Below are 15,001 nucleotides of genomic sequence, written 5' to 3'. Positions count from 1 at the left end.
GCGTATTACCACCTCTTTATATTTGTTTCTTCTTCTTCACCGAATAACTCTGAAATCGCACCAACAATATCTACATTTTCAGGTGTACACATAAATGTTTTCGGCCCTATTTTTTGAATGTCCCCGCCTATAGCGTATACAGTACCACTTAAAAAGTCAACGATACGTACCGCTTGATCAGTAGACATTCTCTGCAAATTAATTACAACAGCTCGTCTACCTTTTAAGTGGTCCGCAATCCCTTGTGCTTCCGAATATGTGCGTGGTTCTAATAAAACAACTTTTGAAGATTGTTTTGCTGTTTCAATACTCACAACATTTTGCTTCGGTTGCGCTTTCGGAAACGTAACGTCTTGTTGTTCTGGTGGATCTTGCTGCTTTTTCATGTCTGTTTGCTCCTTTTCATAACCATATTGAGCTGCTTCTTTTTCTTCCGGTGTATCAAAAAAGAAGTATTTTACTTTTGACCAACTCATAATAAGATTCTCCTTCCTTTTACGCTTTTCCTACTAAAATCGTTCCCAAACGAATATATGTAGCCCCTTCTTCAATTGCAATTGTGTAATCGTTGGACATTCCCATTGATAATTCTTTACATGGCGCATGTAATAACTCTAGCTCCTGCACCTCTGTTTGCAGCATACGTAATTCCTTAAAACAGCGTCTGATTTCTTCCTCTTCTTCTGTAAATGGAGCCATCGTCATTAGTCCAACCACTTCAATTTTATCGAATTCTTGCAAACTTTGAATAAAAGAAACAACCTCTTCTATTGCCAATCCTTGCTTCGATTCTTCAGATGAGGTTTTCACTTGAATAAAGCATTTCACTTTCTTATCAGCACGTTTCTGAATTTCTTTCGCCAGCGAAAGACGATCTAACGAATGTAAATAATCAATTTCATTAATGATTTCTTTTACTTTTCTCGTTTGTAATGAGCCAATAAAGTGCCAATTAACTTTTGAACCGAAATGCTCGTATTTCTGTAAGAAACCTTCATTTCTATTTTCACCTAAATCGATAATTCCAGCTTCAATTACTTCGTTTGTTTTTTCAATCCCTACAGTTTTTGTAACTGCAACAAGTTTAATATCTTGCAACGAACGTCCAGCTCGAGCGCAAGATTCTTTAATAGCTTCATTTACAATTACTAAATTTTCTTGTACTGTCACTTGCTTCCTTCCTCCTTAAAACCTATGAAACTCAACATTCTTCCTGTCTTACCTTGATCACGACGATGAGAGAAAAATAGTTGCTCTTCACAGCTTGTACAAAGAGATGACATTACAATATGCTCTTCTTTTATGCCTGCTTGTACACATAATATACGATTAATTTCTTTTAAATTAATTGCGTACTGCCCGTCAGAAATTTTTTGATGAGGAACAGCACCGCTAACTACTTCCTGTGCTGCTGTTAATACACGATCATCCACAACATAACAACAAGATCCGATCGACGGCCCAATTGCAACATGAATTTCATCACTTGAAATACCTTCTGCATTCCACTTTTGAATCATTTCCTTTGCAATCTCTTGTACAGTGCCTTTCCATCCAGCATGCGCAAGTCCTATCATACCATGTGATGGTGCATAAAAATAGAGCGGAACACAATCCGCGTAACAAGACGTTAACAGAACATCTTCATTACTCGTATAAATGCCATCTGTTTTTGAAATGCCGTCCTCATATGAATAGACACCACTTCCCTTTTCCTGTTGCCCTACTTTTTCAACATGATGAGCATGAACTTGTTCAGAGCAAATCCAGTTTTCTAATGGTTTTTGTAACTTATTTGCTAAAATGCGTCTGTTTTCATGAACGTTCTCCACGATATCATTCACATGTAATCCTAAATTCATCGCATGAAAGGAGCCCGTACTTATCCCACCATCTTTTGTCGTAAATCCAGCAGTAATGTTTCCAAGTTCTTTCCACGCTTGTAAATACAGTATACCGTCCACATATTTAAATGGTTCTCTCATAATAAAGCGGCTCCTTTTAATTAAAATAACAGAAAAAAGCATGGTACTTCCTGTCTATTTTACCATACTTTTATTTTTTCATAATCCTAACAGAAAAAAAAGAGGAATTTGTAATATTCTTTATGAAATTGTCGGTGTTTGTATTGATTCTGTTACAGAATTAACAGGATTTACTCTTACAAGTATGACATCTTCCCCAATTTTCACAATTTCCTTCCAAGGAATTACAATCTCAACATCTTTTCCAAAAATACCTAGCATACGTGTCTGTTTGGAAATAATAACAGAACAAATTTTCCCTGTGTTCATATCAATTTCAATATCTCCAATATTCCCAATCCTTTTTCCATCTGAAATATTTATAACATCCTTCATCTGTAACTCTGAAATTCGTATCACCATTTTTATCCTCTCCCTTATATGACAAATTGGAAACTGTTTCTCATATTTACAGGAAGCCACCTATACGAAACACCATGCTAGTTTCATTATATGAACACTAATCCCCTACTATGAGCACAAACCATATTACATATAAAAAGGTCTCACCATAATTGGTGAGACCTTATCCTTGAATCGTTTTATTCATTTGTTTAATGGCTGACTTCTCTAAACGTGATACTTGCGCTTGGGAAATCCCAATTTCTTCTGCAACTTCCATCTGTGTCTTTCCTTGGAAGAAACGTTTTCTAATAATCATTTTCTCTCTATCATTTAAACGCTTCATTCCTTCTTTCAATGCTAATTCTTCAACCCACTGCTCGTCCTTTTGTTTTTCATCACTTAACTGATCCATAACAAAGATAGGATCTCCCCCATCATTATAAATCGGTTCAAATAATGAAACTGGATCTTGAATCGCATCTAAAGCAAATACTATCTCTTCATGAGTTACTTCTAGCACTTTTGCAATATCCATTGCTGTTGGTTCTTTTGAATTTTCTGCAATCAATTTTTCTCTTACTTGCAAAGCTTTATACGCAATATCTCGCAATGAGCGCGATACGCGAATCGGATTATTATCACGCAAATATCTGCGTATTTCCCCAATAATCATCGGCACAGCATACGTTGAAAATTTTACATTTTGGCCTAAATCAAAATTATCAATTGATTTCATAAGTCCGATGCAACCAACTTGAAATAAATCGTCAACATATTCTCCTCTGTTATTAAATCTTTGGATGACGCTCAGTACAAGACGTAAGTTTCCATTCACTAATTTTTCTCTTGCGCTTATCTCTCCACTTTGCATTTCACGAAATAATTTACGCATCTCTTCATTTTTTAATACTGGAAGTTTAGCTGTATCAACACCGCAAATTTCTACTTTGTTTCTCGTCAAAGTGTTCCCTCCTATCGGGAGTTGCTGTACAGTGTAAAGTATTTCCTTTGAAGGGGATTTTATGCATGTGGTTTTTTCACGATTTATTATTTAAATTATCTTTCCTAATACAACTAAATAGAATAAGACCAGCCTACATAACGGCTGGTCTTATTCTTTACACCATTTTATTAAATTCTTTTCGTAATCTTTTTATAATTCTTTTTTCTAAACGCGAAATGTATGACTGTGAAATCCCAAGCATATCAGCCACATCTTTTTGCGTCTTTTCCTCTCCTCCAGCAAGCCCAAACCGAAGTTCCATAATTTGTTTTTCACGATCATTTAATTGGTGTAATGCTTTCATTAAAAGGTGACGATCTACAGTAGCTTCTAAATCTTTTGTAATAATATCATCATCTGTACCTAACACGTCAGACAATAACAGTTCATTCCCATCCCAATCAATGTTTAGTGGTTCATCAAAAGAAACTTCCGAACGATTTTTGTTATTTCGACGTAAATGCATTAAAATTTCATTTTCTATACAACGCGATGCATATGTTGCTAATTTTATTTTCTTTTCTGGATTAAATGTATTTACCGCTTTAATAAGGCCGATTGTTCCTATACTAATCAAATCTTCAATATTTATCCCTGTATTTTCAAACTTTCTTGCTATATATACAACGAGCCTTAAGTTACGTTCAATAAGTAATGACCTTGCTGCCTGATCTCCTTTTGGCAATTTATTCAAAAGAACTTCCTCTTCTTCTTTTGTTAACGGTGGTGGCAACGCTTCACTTCCACCAATATAATAAATTTCATCGGTCTTAATTCCTAATTTCAGCAATACTTTATACCAAAGGTATACTAAATAAAATTTTAATTTCATCATATTATCCCGCCTCTCATTTATTAAGCGATCACCATTTTTTGCGAAATCAACATTTTTGGATGCACAATACATTGATACTCCCCATTAGTAGACAGCTGTTGTGTATTTAATCCAATTAATACTTTGTTTACAACAATAGAACTACCTTCATGGTCAACTTGCACACTGTCAGGCTTAATTGCCCACAAAAATTGACTCTCTACTCCTACTGCACGGAAAGGAATTAAGCGTAATTTGGTCGCCCAACCAGAATCATTTTCTGGTATTTGAGGAATTTCTGTTTTGGAATAAATTTGTTCTGTTAACCAAGATGGTAAGCAATGTTCTAATGATGAAACATGCATAATCATAACAGGTGTTTTTGTTAATGGGTCATAAAGTTGGTTCCCACTGTCAATAAGACCTGCGAGTTCTAGTTCTTCTTCGGCTAATTGAATTTTTACTTTCACAATTTGATCATAGTGTATTTTCGTGACCTCTACGCTTTCAATACGCTTTTTAGAAAAATAATAAATTACTGGAAAACCAAAAATAACAAATAACCAACTAATTGGATCACCGTAAGAAATTGACTGAGATTGAACCAATCCATTTACCATTTCATTCGTTTGCAAAAAGAAATGAGTTCCAATTAATCCTCCGCCAACCATAAAGGTTACAAAGTAAAAAGTAAAAACAGTTTGTGCATAATTTCTAAATGTCGTAAACCCAAATGCTGTATACACAATAAGTAACGAGTACAGTAGTTTCATAATTGGATGTGTCATCATAGAAGCAAAAGGAGTAAAGGCAAAAATAACAATAGTTGAACCTATAAATGCCCCTAACACAAGCCTCCATCTTTTGATTTTCTTTTTTAACACGGTAGCTGTTAATAAAAGCAAAAGAAAATCAATGCAGGCGTTTAACAACCAAACAACGTCGGCGTAAACAACCAAACAATTCACCTCTTTTTTCAAGTTGAGACTAGTATAATGCATATCCAATAGGAAAGTGTGTCAATTTGCGGAGGTGTTTTTTTGTTATTTTGTGATTTCTAGACATAATCTGTCGGTAAAAAATAAAAGTACAAATTCATAGAATGATATACTCTTATTTTCACAAACAAAATATATTGAAATATACGAAATAAAAAAAGACCTGCTTAGCAGGTCTTTTCCATAAAAAATAAAAAGGAGCATGAAAGCTCCTTTTTTTATCGTCTACGACGGTTACGTAAAAATGCTGGAATATCGATATCATCTGAATCTGAATGACGCTCATGTACAACTGGCTCTTCACGCTTCATTTCACGTTTTACTTCACGCTGTTTTGAAGGTTGAGCTACTGGTTGTTGCTGTTGTTGCGTGTGGTTCGCATTCGGACGAATAATTGGTTTTGGTGGTTGAGTTGCAATGCTATCATCAAAACCAGTTGCAATTACAGTTACAACGATATCATCTTTTAATCCTTCGTTAATAACAGAACCGAAGATCATATTTACTTCTGGATCTGAAGCTGAAGCTACGATGTCTGCCGCTTCTTGTACTTCATATAAGCTTAAGTTAGCGCCACCCGTAATGTTCATGATAACACCTTGAGCTCCATCAATAGATGTTTCTAGTAATGGGCTAGAAATCGCTTTTTTCGCAGCTTCTGCAGCACGATTTTCCCCATTACCAGAACCAATACCCATTAAAGCAGAACCTCTATTAGACATAATTGTCTTTACGTCTGCAAAGTCTAAGTTAATTAAACCTGGCGTTGCAATTAAATCCGAAATACCTTGAACACCTTGACGTAATACGTTATCAGCTTCACGGAATGCTTCTAACATTGGCGTATTTTTATCAACAATCTCTAATAAGCGATCGTTTGGAATTACAATAAGAGTATCTACATTTTCTTTAAATGCTGCAATACCAGATGCTGCTTGCGTCGCACGCTTACGTCCTTCAAAAGTAAATGGACGTGTTACAACACCTACTGTTAAAGCACCTAATTCTTTTGCAACTTGAGCAACAACTGGAGCTGCACCAGTTCCAGTTCCACCGCCCATACCGGCAGTTACGAAGACCATATCCGCACCACGAAGTGCTTCTTGGATCTGTTCTTTACTTTCTTCTGCAGCTTTTTTCCCTACTTCAGGGTTTGCGCCTGCACCAAGTCCACGCGTTAATTTTCCACCAATTTGCATTTTTGTTTCAGCTTTTGATAGATTTAATGCTTGTGCATCAGTGTTCACAGCGATAAAGTCTACACCTTGTACACCGTGTTCAATCATACGGTTTACAGCATTGTTTCCGCCACCGCCGACACCGATAACTTTTATATTCGCTAATTGATCTTGAGTAGTATCAAACTCTAACATGTCGAAATCCCCCTAGAACCTCATTTTTCGTGTCCAATTTTAATCCCATAAATAACGGAATACACGTTTTACTTTTGACATCATGCGGTCATCATTTTGATTATTATTGTTTTGATTACGAGTTTTTTGTTTCGTGGGTTGCTGTTGTACCGGCGTTGGTGCTGGTGCTGGTACTGGTTCAAAATGCTCTTGCTTTTCCTGCACATTTTTCCCACGTAATTTAGCTTTTTGATAAGAATGTTTAATTAATCCAACTCCACTTGTATATTGGGGCTCACGCACACCAATATAATCAGGAGTTGCTACACGAACATTTTCATGTAAAATATCATATGCAAGATCAAGAACACCTGGCATAGAAGCAATTCCGCCAGTTAGTACATAACCAGAAGCCACTTGCTTTACTCCTAACTTACGCACTTCATCTTGAACAAACATTAAAATTTCCTCTACACGAGCCTCTATTATATCCGATAATTCCAACTGAGAATATTGTTCTGTTTGATCACTTCCCATAATAGGAACCGTAAACATCTCTTCTTCAGATGCTGTATCATAAAAAGCATGTCCATATTTCAACTTAATTTGATCTGCATTTTCTGTTGAAGTTTTCAACCCAATCGCAATATCTTTCGTTATATGGTCTCCACCTAATGGTAATACGCTTGTCGCTTGTAACTCTCCATCTTTAAAAATAGATAAAGTTGTAGATCCTCCCCCCATATCAACAAGGGCTACTCCTCTATTTTTTTCATCTGAAGATATTGCAACTGTTGCAGCCGCTAAAGGTTGAAGACAAATATCAACAATTTCAAGACCTGCTTTTTCTACACAACGAAGTAGGTTATGTAGTAAAGTTCTCGAGCCTGTAATAAGTGTACCTTCCATTTCTAATCTTACACCGATCATCCCGCGTGGATCGTTAATCTCGTCAAGACCGTCTACGATGAACTGTCGAGGTACCACATCAATAAACTCACGTTCTGGAGCAATTGACACAACTTGTGCTGCATCTAGAACGCGTAAGACATCTTCATTCCCGATTTCACGATCTTCATTTGAAACAGCGACTACTCCGTGACAAGGAAGTAGCTGTACCTGGTTTGCATTGACACCTACTACAACTTGCTCAATGTGGATTCCCACCATGCGCTCAGCTTGTTCAATTGCTTTTTTAATTGATCGAACAGTCTCGTCTATATCAACTATCGATCCCTTCTTTAAACCATTTGATTTTACATTTCCAACACCAATAATGTTTAAGCTGTCATTAACCATTTCACCAATGATGACTTTAACATTGGATGTACCGATGTCAAGACTAACATATATTTCATTGCTGTTCATTCTTTGGCACCTCCTTCTTTATTTATACCATACAACTCAATATATGGAACAACAATCGCAACTTTACTATTTATAAGAAAAATATTCAACGTCTTTATACGTTTCCCTTTTTTAACCCTATATTTTTCTTATTTTTATTTAGCATTCAATTAAGAATATCGCAGTAAACTATGAATAACTGCTTATCTTGAAATAATTCTATTTCGAGTGTAAAGTTTACCGCCAAGTATAAGTCTACACTAAGATGTACTCATAGAAAAGTGAAACTTGTACCAATACTAGTATGAATCTAAGAATTTTTACATATTTTTCATCAAATGAACCATTCTTCTAAATTCGTATACACATAATAGAACATTCGTTTCGTTTTTTCTGCTATAAGTAACGAAAACTACCATTCTATTCTTTTTTTTCTTCCGCACCTAATTCTTTCGTATATGCACCTACTTCTAAGTCAATTAATACCTTCTTACCTGGCTCAATTGTTTTTAAAATAAGCGGATAGGCTTCCATACGTTTTGCGAAATTTTGAATTGTAGTGCTCACTTCATAACCTTCATTCATATATAAAGTAAGATGATCTTCATTCGCATTCGTTGGTGAATAGCGAATCTCCGAAATAGATTTTAAAATAGCTGGTGTTAATTTTTCTAGTTCAGCGATTAACTCCTTCATTTTCTCTTCTTTAAAAGGTTCGAAAATCGGTGCTGCAACAGGAAGTTTTCCATTAGGTAGTACATCAAGCGTTTTTCCATTCTCTAATAACGGTTGTAATTTTCCCTCTTTATTTATATAACCAATCGTTAAATATTCTTCGATATGAATATCAATATTGTTTGGAAAACGTTTTTTTACATTTACTGCTTTAATTTCTTTTCGCTTCGTTAAGTTTTCTTCAGCTTTATGTGCTGTCACTCGGAAATAACTTGTATCATATGTCACGCCTGAATCCTTCATTACTTGTTCATCCGTCATATAGTGATTTCCAAACACACTAATCTTTTTTATATTACTAAGCGGAGACCGAAAATAAATTAAAAAGAGCACTAATAAAAATAAAATTGATATGTATAAAATCAATCGATGATTAACATTTTTTTTGTTTTTTTTCTTTTGATTTTTCAATTTTGGTACACGATCTTGTAGTTTAATCACTTTACTATTATTCATGTACGATCCCCCTATGTAACATAAAGAACGGCATGTTCCTCATGCCGTTCTTATCTTCTTATTATAACATAAATGATAATGAGCGGAACGAATAACCGTTATCTTCCAATGATTTCTACTTCTGTGTGCATATCTACATCAAATTTATCCTTAATTGTATGTTTTATTAATTCAATTAAAGACAATACATCTTGCGCTGAAGCTCCCCCAGTATTAACAATAAAATTGCCATGCATTTCAGAAATTTGAGCTCCACCAATCCTATAGCCACGAAGCCCTGCTTTTTCTACTAAATCTCCTGCAAAATGTGGGATTGGATTCCGAAATACACTTCCTGCACACGGGTGATTCCATGGTTGCGTTTCACGGCGGTAATCTTTATTATTTTGCATGCTACGTACAATTTCTTCACGTTTCCCCGCCTGTAATTGAAACACCGCCTCTAAAACAATACCAGGACGTTTCGTTTGCAATACAGATGCCCGATAAGAAAACTCCAATTCTTTATTCGTTAACCAGTCAATTGCACCGTCTTCAAACAGAATGAGAGCCTTCGATAATACACTCGATATATCCGATTTATGTGCACCTGCATTCATATATACTGCACCACCGACACTTCCTGGAATACCGCTTGCAAACTCCAATCCAGCTAACCCTTGACGACTAAGTAAAGTTGACAATTTAATAAGAGGATATCCACTACCAACTCTTACCTTATGTTTTTCGACCTCTAAGTGATCTAATCCTTCTCCTAAACGAATAACAACACCTTCTATGCCTTGATCAGATACAAGAAGGTTTGAACCGCGACCAATTACAGTCCACTTCGTTTTGTATTGCTTTACTAACTGTAATGTTTTTTCAATACCGGCTACATGCTTTGGCACAATTAAAATATCCGCTGGGCCACCTATTTTCATAGTTGTATAACGTGCTAACGGCTCGTTAGCCAAAACACGACCAACGTCTGCTTCTATAAGCTCATTTACTAATTGTTCCATAGACAATCTCCCCCATATTAAGTCTCCTTATGACAATAATATGCAGGGCGTTCACCTAACGTTATCCCTCTATTTACGGGCAGTACAGCTCCTAAATCAAAATTAGGTGATAACAAAGAAATTAGGCGGAATGAGGATACCAGTAAACATCCGATTAGTGAAAGGTAATAATCAAAGAGAGAGAATCACTCCCCACTGATTAAAGCCTCACTTTATTTTTTTACAAGTTTATTCATTACTTCATACAGCTTATTTGCTGCATCTGGAATACCTAGTTGCTTAGCAGCTAGCTTCATATTTTGTAATGTTTGTGCATCTAATAAAATCTCATCAATATCACGAATAAGCGTTTCAGCTGTTAAATCTTTTTCAAGTAACATTTTTGCCGCTCCTTTATCAACAACTGAACGTGCATTCTTTTCCTGATGATTATTTGTTACATACGGACTCGGTATTAACACACTTGGTTTTCCTAACGCTGTTAATTCTGCAAGTGTTGTTGCCCCAGCCCTTGAAACAACAAGGTCTACACCAGTTAGTACCTCTGGCATATTATGAATGAACGGCTTAATAATAACATTGCTTGGGTTCCCTTTTTGCTTCACGGCTTCCATCACTTTGTCATAATGTACTTCACCTGTTACATATAGTATTTCGTAGCTTTTGTTCCCAAACTGTTCAATTGCTTCAACGAAGGCATCGTTAATCGGTCTAGCCCCACGACTTCCACCAAATATAAGTACAGACTTTTTAGGAAGAGAAAGCCCAACTGAACGTTTCCCCTTCATTCCATTTTGTTCCATTACCTCTGATGCTCGTGGATTACCTGTCATTACCACTTTTGACTCCGGAAAATGCTCTATAGCTGCTTCAAAACAAACAGCAACTTTATCAACATAACGGCTTAAAAACTTGTTCGTTACACCTGGTACACTATTTTGTTCATGTACAATAGTTGGAATACCTAATTTGGCTGCAGCGTATACAACTGGTCCACATACATATCCACCCGTTCCAATTACGATATCCGGATTAAAACGACGAATATATCGTTTACTATCCTGTACACCTTTTAGAAAACGCATTACTGTTTTCACATTATCTAATGATATTTTTCGTTTAAATCCACTTATAACAATAGATTGAAATGGTATACCTGCTTTTGGAACGATTGTACTCTCTAGTCCATTTTCCGTACCAATATATAAAAATCTTGCTTCTGGATTTAACTTTTTTATTTCTCTAATTAAAGCAAGAGCTGGATAAATATGACCACCAGTACCCCCACCACTCACTAATACACGCACTACTAACTCCTCCGCTTCTCTTTTCTTATTTCCATTATATTTATTTCTATATACATATTGCATTTTTACACACATACGAAAAACCCTGTCTTATAAACAGGGTTTAGTAGCGAGAATGGCGACTTATATTTAATAATACACCTACTGCCATTAACATTAATGTCAAACTTGATCCACCATAACTTAAAAACGGCAAGGTAATACCCGTAACAGGCATTAGTCCTGTTACAACACCAACATTAATCATTACTTGAATCGCAATCATCGCCACAATACCTACTGCTAAAAACGTACCATATAAATCTGGCGCTCCTAATGCGATACGAATCCCGCGCCATAATAATAGACTAAATAATAATAACACAAATGAACCACCAATAAAACCTAATTCCTCGGATAAGATCGCAAATATAAAGTCAGTTTGTGGTTCAGGTAAATAAAGAAATTTTTGTCTACTTTGTCCAAGTCCAAGCCCAAATAATCCACCAGGTCCAATTGCAAGTAATGATTGGATAATTTGAAATCCACTCCCGAGCGGATCTGACCACGGATCTAAATATGATGTAATGCGTTTCATTCGATACGGTGCTGATGCAATTAACCCTACAAATCCTGCTACACCAATCAAACCAAACATTGCAAAGTGAAAAACTCTCGCTCCCGAAATGAATATCATAATGATACATGTCCCAACCATTACCGTTCCTGTCCCAAGGTCTGGCTGTAACATAATCATCCCAAAAGCAAGAAACACAAAACTAAGAGCCGGTAATAAACCACGTTTAAAAGATGTAATCAATTTTTGCCGTTCTGCTAAAAACTTTGCCAAGAAAATAATCATCGCAAACTTCATAAATTCTGACGGCTGAATCGAAAATGCCCCGATTCCAATCCAACTTCGTGCTCCTCCTCGAACAAGACCTACTCCAGGAATAAGAACGAGAATAAGAAGAATGAAGCAAACTAGCAAAATCACTTTTGAATACGTGCGCCACACCCAATAATCAATTTTCATAATAAAAAACATAGCTACTACACCAAGACCCGCAAACAGTAATTGTCTTTTTGCAAAAAAGAATGAGTCCCCCATTTTATAAGAGGCCCAAACTGCACTCGCACTATAAACCATAATCATTCCGATTGTCAACAATGAAAGTGTTACGATGATGAGAATAAAATCAGGCGTTTTCTTCATTACCCACAAACACCACCTCTTTAGGCAGAACCTTTTGCCCTATGTAACAAAACATCAGTAGGTGTTAGCCTACTGATGTTTTGATTTACTTTATATAAGTTTATGCACAGCTTGTATAAAAATGTCTCCTCTTTCTTCAAATGTTTTAAATTGATCCCAGCTTGCACACGCTGGAGAAAGAAGAACGACATCACCATCTTTAGAATGAGCATAAGCTTTCACCACTGCTTCATCTAAAGTATCGACACTTTCAATTATATCTAATCCCGCTTTTTCTGCCGCTCTTACTAGTTTAGGAGCTGTTTGTCCAAATGTTACAATCGCTTTTACATTTTTGAAATACGGAATTAAATCATCGAATTCATTTCCGCGATCAAGCCCACCTGCTAGTAACACAATCGGTTGTGTAAACGCAGATAGTGCTTTCTCAGTCGCTAACATATTCGTTGCTTTTGAATCATTATAAAACTTACGGTTGTTAATCGTTGTTACATATTCTAAACGATGTTTTACACCCGTAAAACGTTTTAACACGACCGTAATTGCTTCATTAGAAGTACCTAATAATTTCGCAATACTCATCGCAGCTAAAATATTTTCTAGATTATGTTGACCAGGTAAAACGATATCGCTTACTTCAATAACTTTTTCACCTTTGAAATAAAGAGCGTTATCTTTTATACACGCACCATCTTCAATTTCTTTCGTTGTCGAAAACAGGATTTTTTGACCTTTAGAATACGCAGACAAAGCCATCACATCTGCATCATCCGCATTTATTACACTATAATCATTTTCTGTTTGGTTTTTAAAAATATTTGCTTTTGCTAAACCATATTCTTTCTTCGTCCCATGATAGTCTAAGTGGGCCTCAAATAAATTTAAAAACGCAGCAATTTTAGGTTGGAACAATTCTACTCCCATCAATTGAAACGATGAAAGTTCTGTAACTACAACTTCATTTTCTTTTGCATCCTGTGCTACTTCACACGCTACAGTTCCAATGTTCCCTGCAATTACAGGATGCTTTTGTCCTTCTTTTAGCATTTCAAATGTCAGCATTGTCGTCGTCGTTTTACCGTTAGACCCCGTAATCCCAACAAATGGTGCTTCTGAAATACGATATGCTAATTCAACTTCCGTAACAATCGGAATTTGCTTTTCTATCGCAGCAACTAATATTGGATTAGAATACGGGATTCCTGGATTTTTTACTACAAGAGAAATATTTCTCTCTAATAATTCTAAAGGATGACCACCGCATACAACGTCCATTCCTTTTGCTTGTAATTCTGCAGCAAGTACATTCTCTGCTAAAGGCTTTCCGTCATTTACAATAACATTTGCCCCTAACTTTTGTAACAATGTAGCTGCTGCATAACCACTTTTTGCAATGCCCAATACAAGAATATTCTTATTTTGAAATTCAGTTACAGTTTTCAATTACATCCACACCCCGATATAAATTCCTAACACAGCTAATAAAAATCCTGCAGACCAAAACGTCACAACAACACGCCACTCTGACCAACCACATAATTCATAGTGATGGTGTAATGGACTCATTTTAAAGACACGTTTTCCTGTTGTTTTAAATGAAATGACCTGAATGATAACCGATAAAGTTTCCATTACGAATACTCCGCCAATAATTACAAGTAGCAATTCTTGTTTTAATAAAATCGCTACAGCTGCAATGGCTCCACCTAAAGCTAATGAACCTGTATCTCCCATAAACACTTTTGCTGGATTCGCATTGAATACTAAAAATCCAAGTACAGCTCCTACAACTGCCATACAGAATATCGCTACTCCAAATTGCTCTTGTGCCACAGCAATAATACTAAATGCTCCAAATGCAATAGCAGCTGTTCCTGATAATAAACCATCTAAACCGTCAGTTAAGTTAACTGCATTTGATCCACCAATAAGCATAAATAGTACAAGTACGAAATACGCCCAACCTAATTCAAACTTAACATCCGTTCCCGGAATCATGATGTATGTGTGGAACGCTTGCCCTTTTCCAATTAAAAAGAATGCAATAGCAATAACAAGCTGACCTACTAATTTTTGCTTTGATGTTAAACCAAGATTTCTCTTCTTAACTACCTTTATGTAGTCATCTAAAAATCCAATCAATCCGTAACCAAACGTCACTAATAGTAATAACGAAACCTCTGCACCTAAATAATTAAACTTAATCGCCATAATAAGTGAAGTTACCATCATAGATACGTATATGACGATACCACCCATTGTCGGTGTCCCTGATTTTTTTTGATGTGACTTTGGTCCCTCATCACGAATACTCTGTCCGAACTTTAATTTTCTTAAAAATGGAATAAACAATGGCGAAAGGGCAACAGAAATTAAGAATGCTACCCCAGCCGTTACTAATAAACCTTGCTCAAGCACATG

At 36.0% G+C, this 15,001-nt stretch carries 15 protein-coding genes; all 15 read right to left on the bottom strand.

Translation table 11 applies throughout. The annotated features are described in order from the left end of the window. Positions 1 to 5: 5 nt before the first annotated feature. The 15 genes from MR112_RS08265 to mraY all read right to left on the bottom strand — a co-directional run bounded on the left by MR112_RS08265 (position 6) and on the right by mraY (position 14,998). Positions 6 to 476: a cell division protein SepF gene (locus tag MR112_RS08265; protein ID WP_000119129.1), complete on the bottom strand. Its 471-nt coding sequence runs from the start codon at positions 474 to 476 to the stop codon at positions 6 to 8. A gap of 19 nt (positions 477 to 495) precedes the next feature. Continuing rightward, entirely contained in the window at positions 496 to 1,170 is a 675-nt protein-coding gene (locus MR112_RS08260) for a YggS family pyridoxal phosphate-dependent enzyme (RefSeq protein WP_000218005.1), read from the bottom strand. Further along, on the bottom strand, positions 1,167 to 1,985 hold the full coding sequence (pgeF, locus tag MR112_RS08255) for a peptidoglycan editing factor PgeF (RefSeq protein ID WP_001209008.1): 819 nt from the start codon (positions 1,983 to 1,985) through the stop codon (positions 1,167 to 1,169). The genes MR112_RS08260 and pgeF overlap by 4 nt, the downstream gene beginning before the upstream one ends. Positions 1,986 to 2,105: 120 nt before the next feature. Next, positions 2,106 to 2,387 (bottom strand): YlmC/YmxH family sporulation protein, encoded by a 282-nt coding sequence (locus tag MR112_RS08250; RefSeq protein WP_000236745.1) that lies wholly within the window; start codon positions 2,385 to 2,387, stop codon positions 2,106 to 2,108. Positions 2,388 to 2,550: 163 nt separating this feature from the next. Further along, a complete protein-coding gene (sigG, locus tag MR112_RS08245) occupies positions 2,551 to 3,330 on the bottom strand; it encodes an RNA polymerase sporulation sigma factor SigG (protein WP_000197755.1) in 780 nt (259 codons plus the stop codon). A 157-nt stretch (positions 3,331 to 3,487) separates the two neighbouring features. Further along, entirely contained in the window at positions 3,488 to 4,207 is a 720-nt protein-coding gene (gene sigE / locus MR112_RS08240; RefSeq protein ID WP_000976948.1) for an RNA polymerase sporulation sigma factor SigE, read from the bottom strand. 20 nt (positions 4,208 to 4,227) lie between these two features. Further along, positions 4,228 to 5,145: a sigma-E processing peptidase SpoIIGA gene (spoIIGA, locus tag MR112_RS08235; protein WP_000261975.1), complete on the bottom strand. Its 918-nt coding sequence runs from the start codon at positions 5,143 to 5,145 to the stop codon at positions 4,228 to 4,230. Positions 5,146 to 5,402: 257 nt separating this feature from the next. Continuing rightward, complete coding sequence (gene ftsZ / locus MR112_RS08230; RefSeq protein WP_000888984.1) at positions 5,403 to 6,557, bottom strand: cell division protein FtsZ; 1,155 nt, start codon at positions 6,555 to 6,557, stop codon at positions 5,403 to 5,405. Positions 6,558 to 6,596: 39 nt separating this feature from the next. Then, entirely contained in the window at positions 6,597 to 7,904 is a 1,308-nt protein-coding gene (gene ftsA / locus MR112_RS08225; RefSeq protein ID WP_001087558.1) for a cell division protein FtsA, read from the bottom strand. 399 nt (positions 7,905 to 8,303) lie between these two features. After that, positions 8,304 to 9,074 carry a cell division protein DivIB gene (gene divIB, locus MR112_RS08220; RefSeq protein WP_001065793.1) on the bottom strand — a complete coding sequence of 257 codons (771 nt, stop codon included), beginning with the start codon at positions 9,072 to 9,074 and terminating at the stop codon, positions 8,304 to 8,306. Between the two features lie 98 nt (positions 9,075 to 9,172). Beyond that, on the bottom strand, positions 9,173 to 10,078 hold the full coding sequence (gene murB / locus MR112_RS08215) for a UDP-N-acetylmuramate dehydrogenase (protein ID WP_000437018.1): 906 nt from the start codon (positions 10,076 to 10,078) through the stop codon (positions 9,173 to 9,175). Between the two features lie 212 nt (positions 10,079 to 10,290). After that, positions 10,291 to 11,385: an undecaprenyldiphospho-muramoylpentapeptide beta-N-acetylglucosaminyltransferase gene (gene murG, locus MR112_RS08210; protein WP_025689214.1), complete on the bottom strand. Its 1,095-nt coding sequence runs from the start codon at positions 11,383 to 11,385 to the stop codon at positions 10,291 to 10,293. A 103-nt stretch (positions 11,386 to 11,488) separates the two neighbouring features. Further along, positions 11,489 to 12,580 carry a stage V sporulation protein E gene (spoVE, locus tag MR112_RS08205; protein WP_000753520.1) on the bottom strand — a complete coding sequence of 364 codons (1,092 nt, stop codon included), beginning with the start codon at positions 12,578 to 12,580 and terminating at the stop codon, positions 11,489 to 11,491. Positions 12,581 to 12,670: 90 nt separating this feature from the next. Beyond that, a complete protein-coding gene (gene murD / locus MR112_RS08200) occupies positions 12,671 to 14,023 on the bottom strand; it encodes a UDP-N-acetylmuramoyl-L-alanine--D-glutamate ligase (protein ID WP_000860111.1) in 1,353 nt (450 codons plus the stop codon). Next, positions 14,024 to 14,998, bottom strand: coding sequence for a phospho-N-acetylmuramoyl-pentapeptide-transferase (gene mraY / locus MR112_RS08195; protein ID WP_000893060.1), 975 nt, complete (start codon positions 14,996 to 14,998; stop codon positions 14,024 to 14,026). Positions 14,999 to 15,001: the final 3 nt, after the last annotated feature.

This window comes from Bacillus cereus group sp. BfR-BA-01330 (assembly GCF_022663885.1).
In the GTDB taxonomy this organism is placed as follows: Bacteria; Bacillota; Bacilli; order Bacillales; family Bacillaceae_G; genus Bacillus_A; species Bacillus_A cereus.
This window is presented reverse-complemented; position numbering and strand designations above follow the sequence as displayed.

What these genes read in the sequence shown, in the direction of transcription:
- MR112_RS08265 (WP_000119129.1), bottom strand. Translation starts at nt 476, where the DNA reads ATGAGTTGGTCAAAAGTAAAATACTTCTTTTTTGATACACCGGAAGAA.
- pgeF (WP_001209008.1), bottom strand. Translation starts at nt 1,985, where the DNA reads ATGAGAGAACCATTTAAATATGTGGACGGTATACTGTATTTACAAGCG.
- MR112_RS08250 (WP_000236745.1), bottom strand. Translation starts at nt 2,387, where the DNA reads ATGGTGATACGAATTTCAGAGTTACAGATGAAGGATGTTATAAATATT.
- sigE (WP_000976948.1), bottom strand. Translation starts at nt 4,207, where the DNA reads ATGATGAAATTAAAATTTTATTTAGTATACCTTTGGTATAAAGTATTG.
- ftsZ (WP_000888984.1), bottom strand. Translation starts at nt 6,557, where the DNA reads ATGTTAGAGTTTGATACTACTCAAGATCAATTAGCGAATATAAAAGTT.
- ftsA (WP_001087558.1), bottom strand. Translation starts at nt 7,904, where the DNA reads ATGAACAGCAATGAAATATATGTTAGTCTTGACATCGGTACATCCAAT.
- divIB (WP_001065793.1), bottom strand. Translation starts at nt 9,074, where the DNA reads ATGAATAATAGTAAAGTGATTAAACTACAAGATCGTGTACCAAAATTG.
- murB (WP_000437018.1), bottom strand. Translation starts at nt 10,078, where the DNA reads ATGGAACAATTAGTAAATGAGCTTATAGAAGCAGACGTTGGTCGTGTT.
- spoVE (WP_000753520.1), bottom strand. Translation starts at nt 12,580, where the DNA reads ATGAAGAAAACGCCTGATTTTATTCTCATCATCGTAACACTTTCATTG.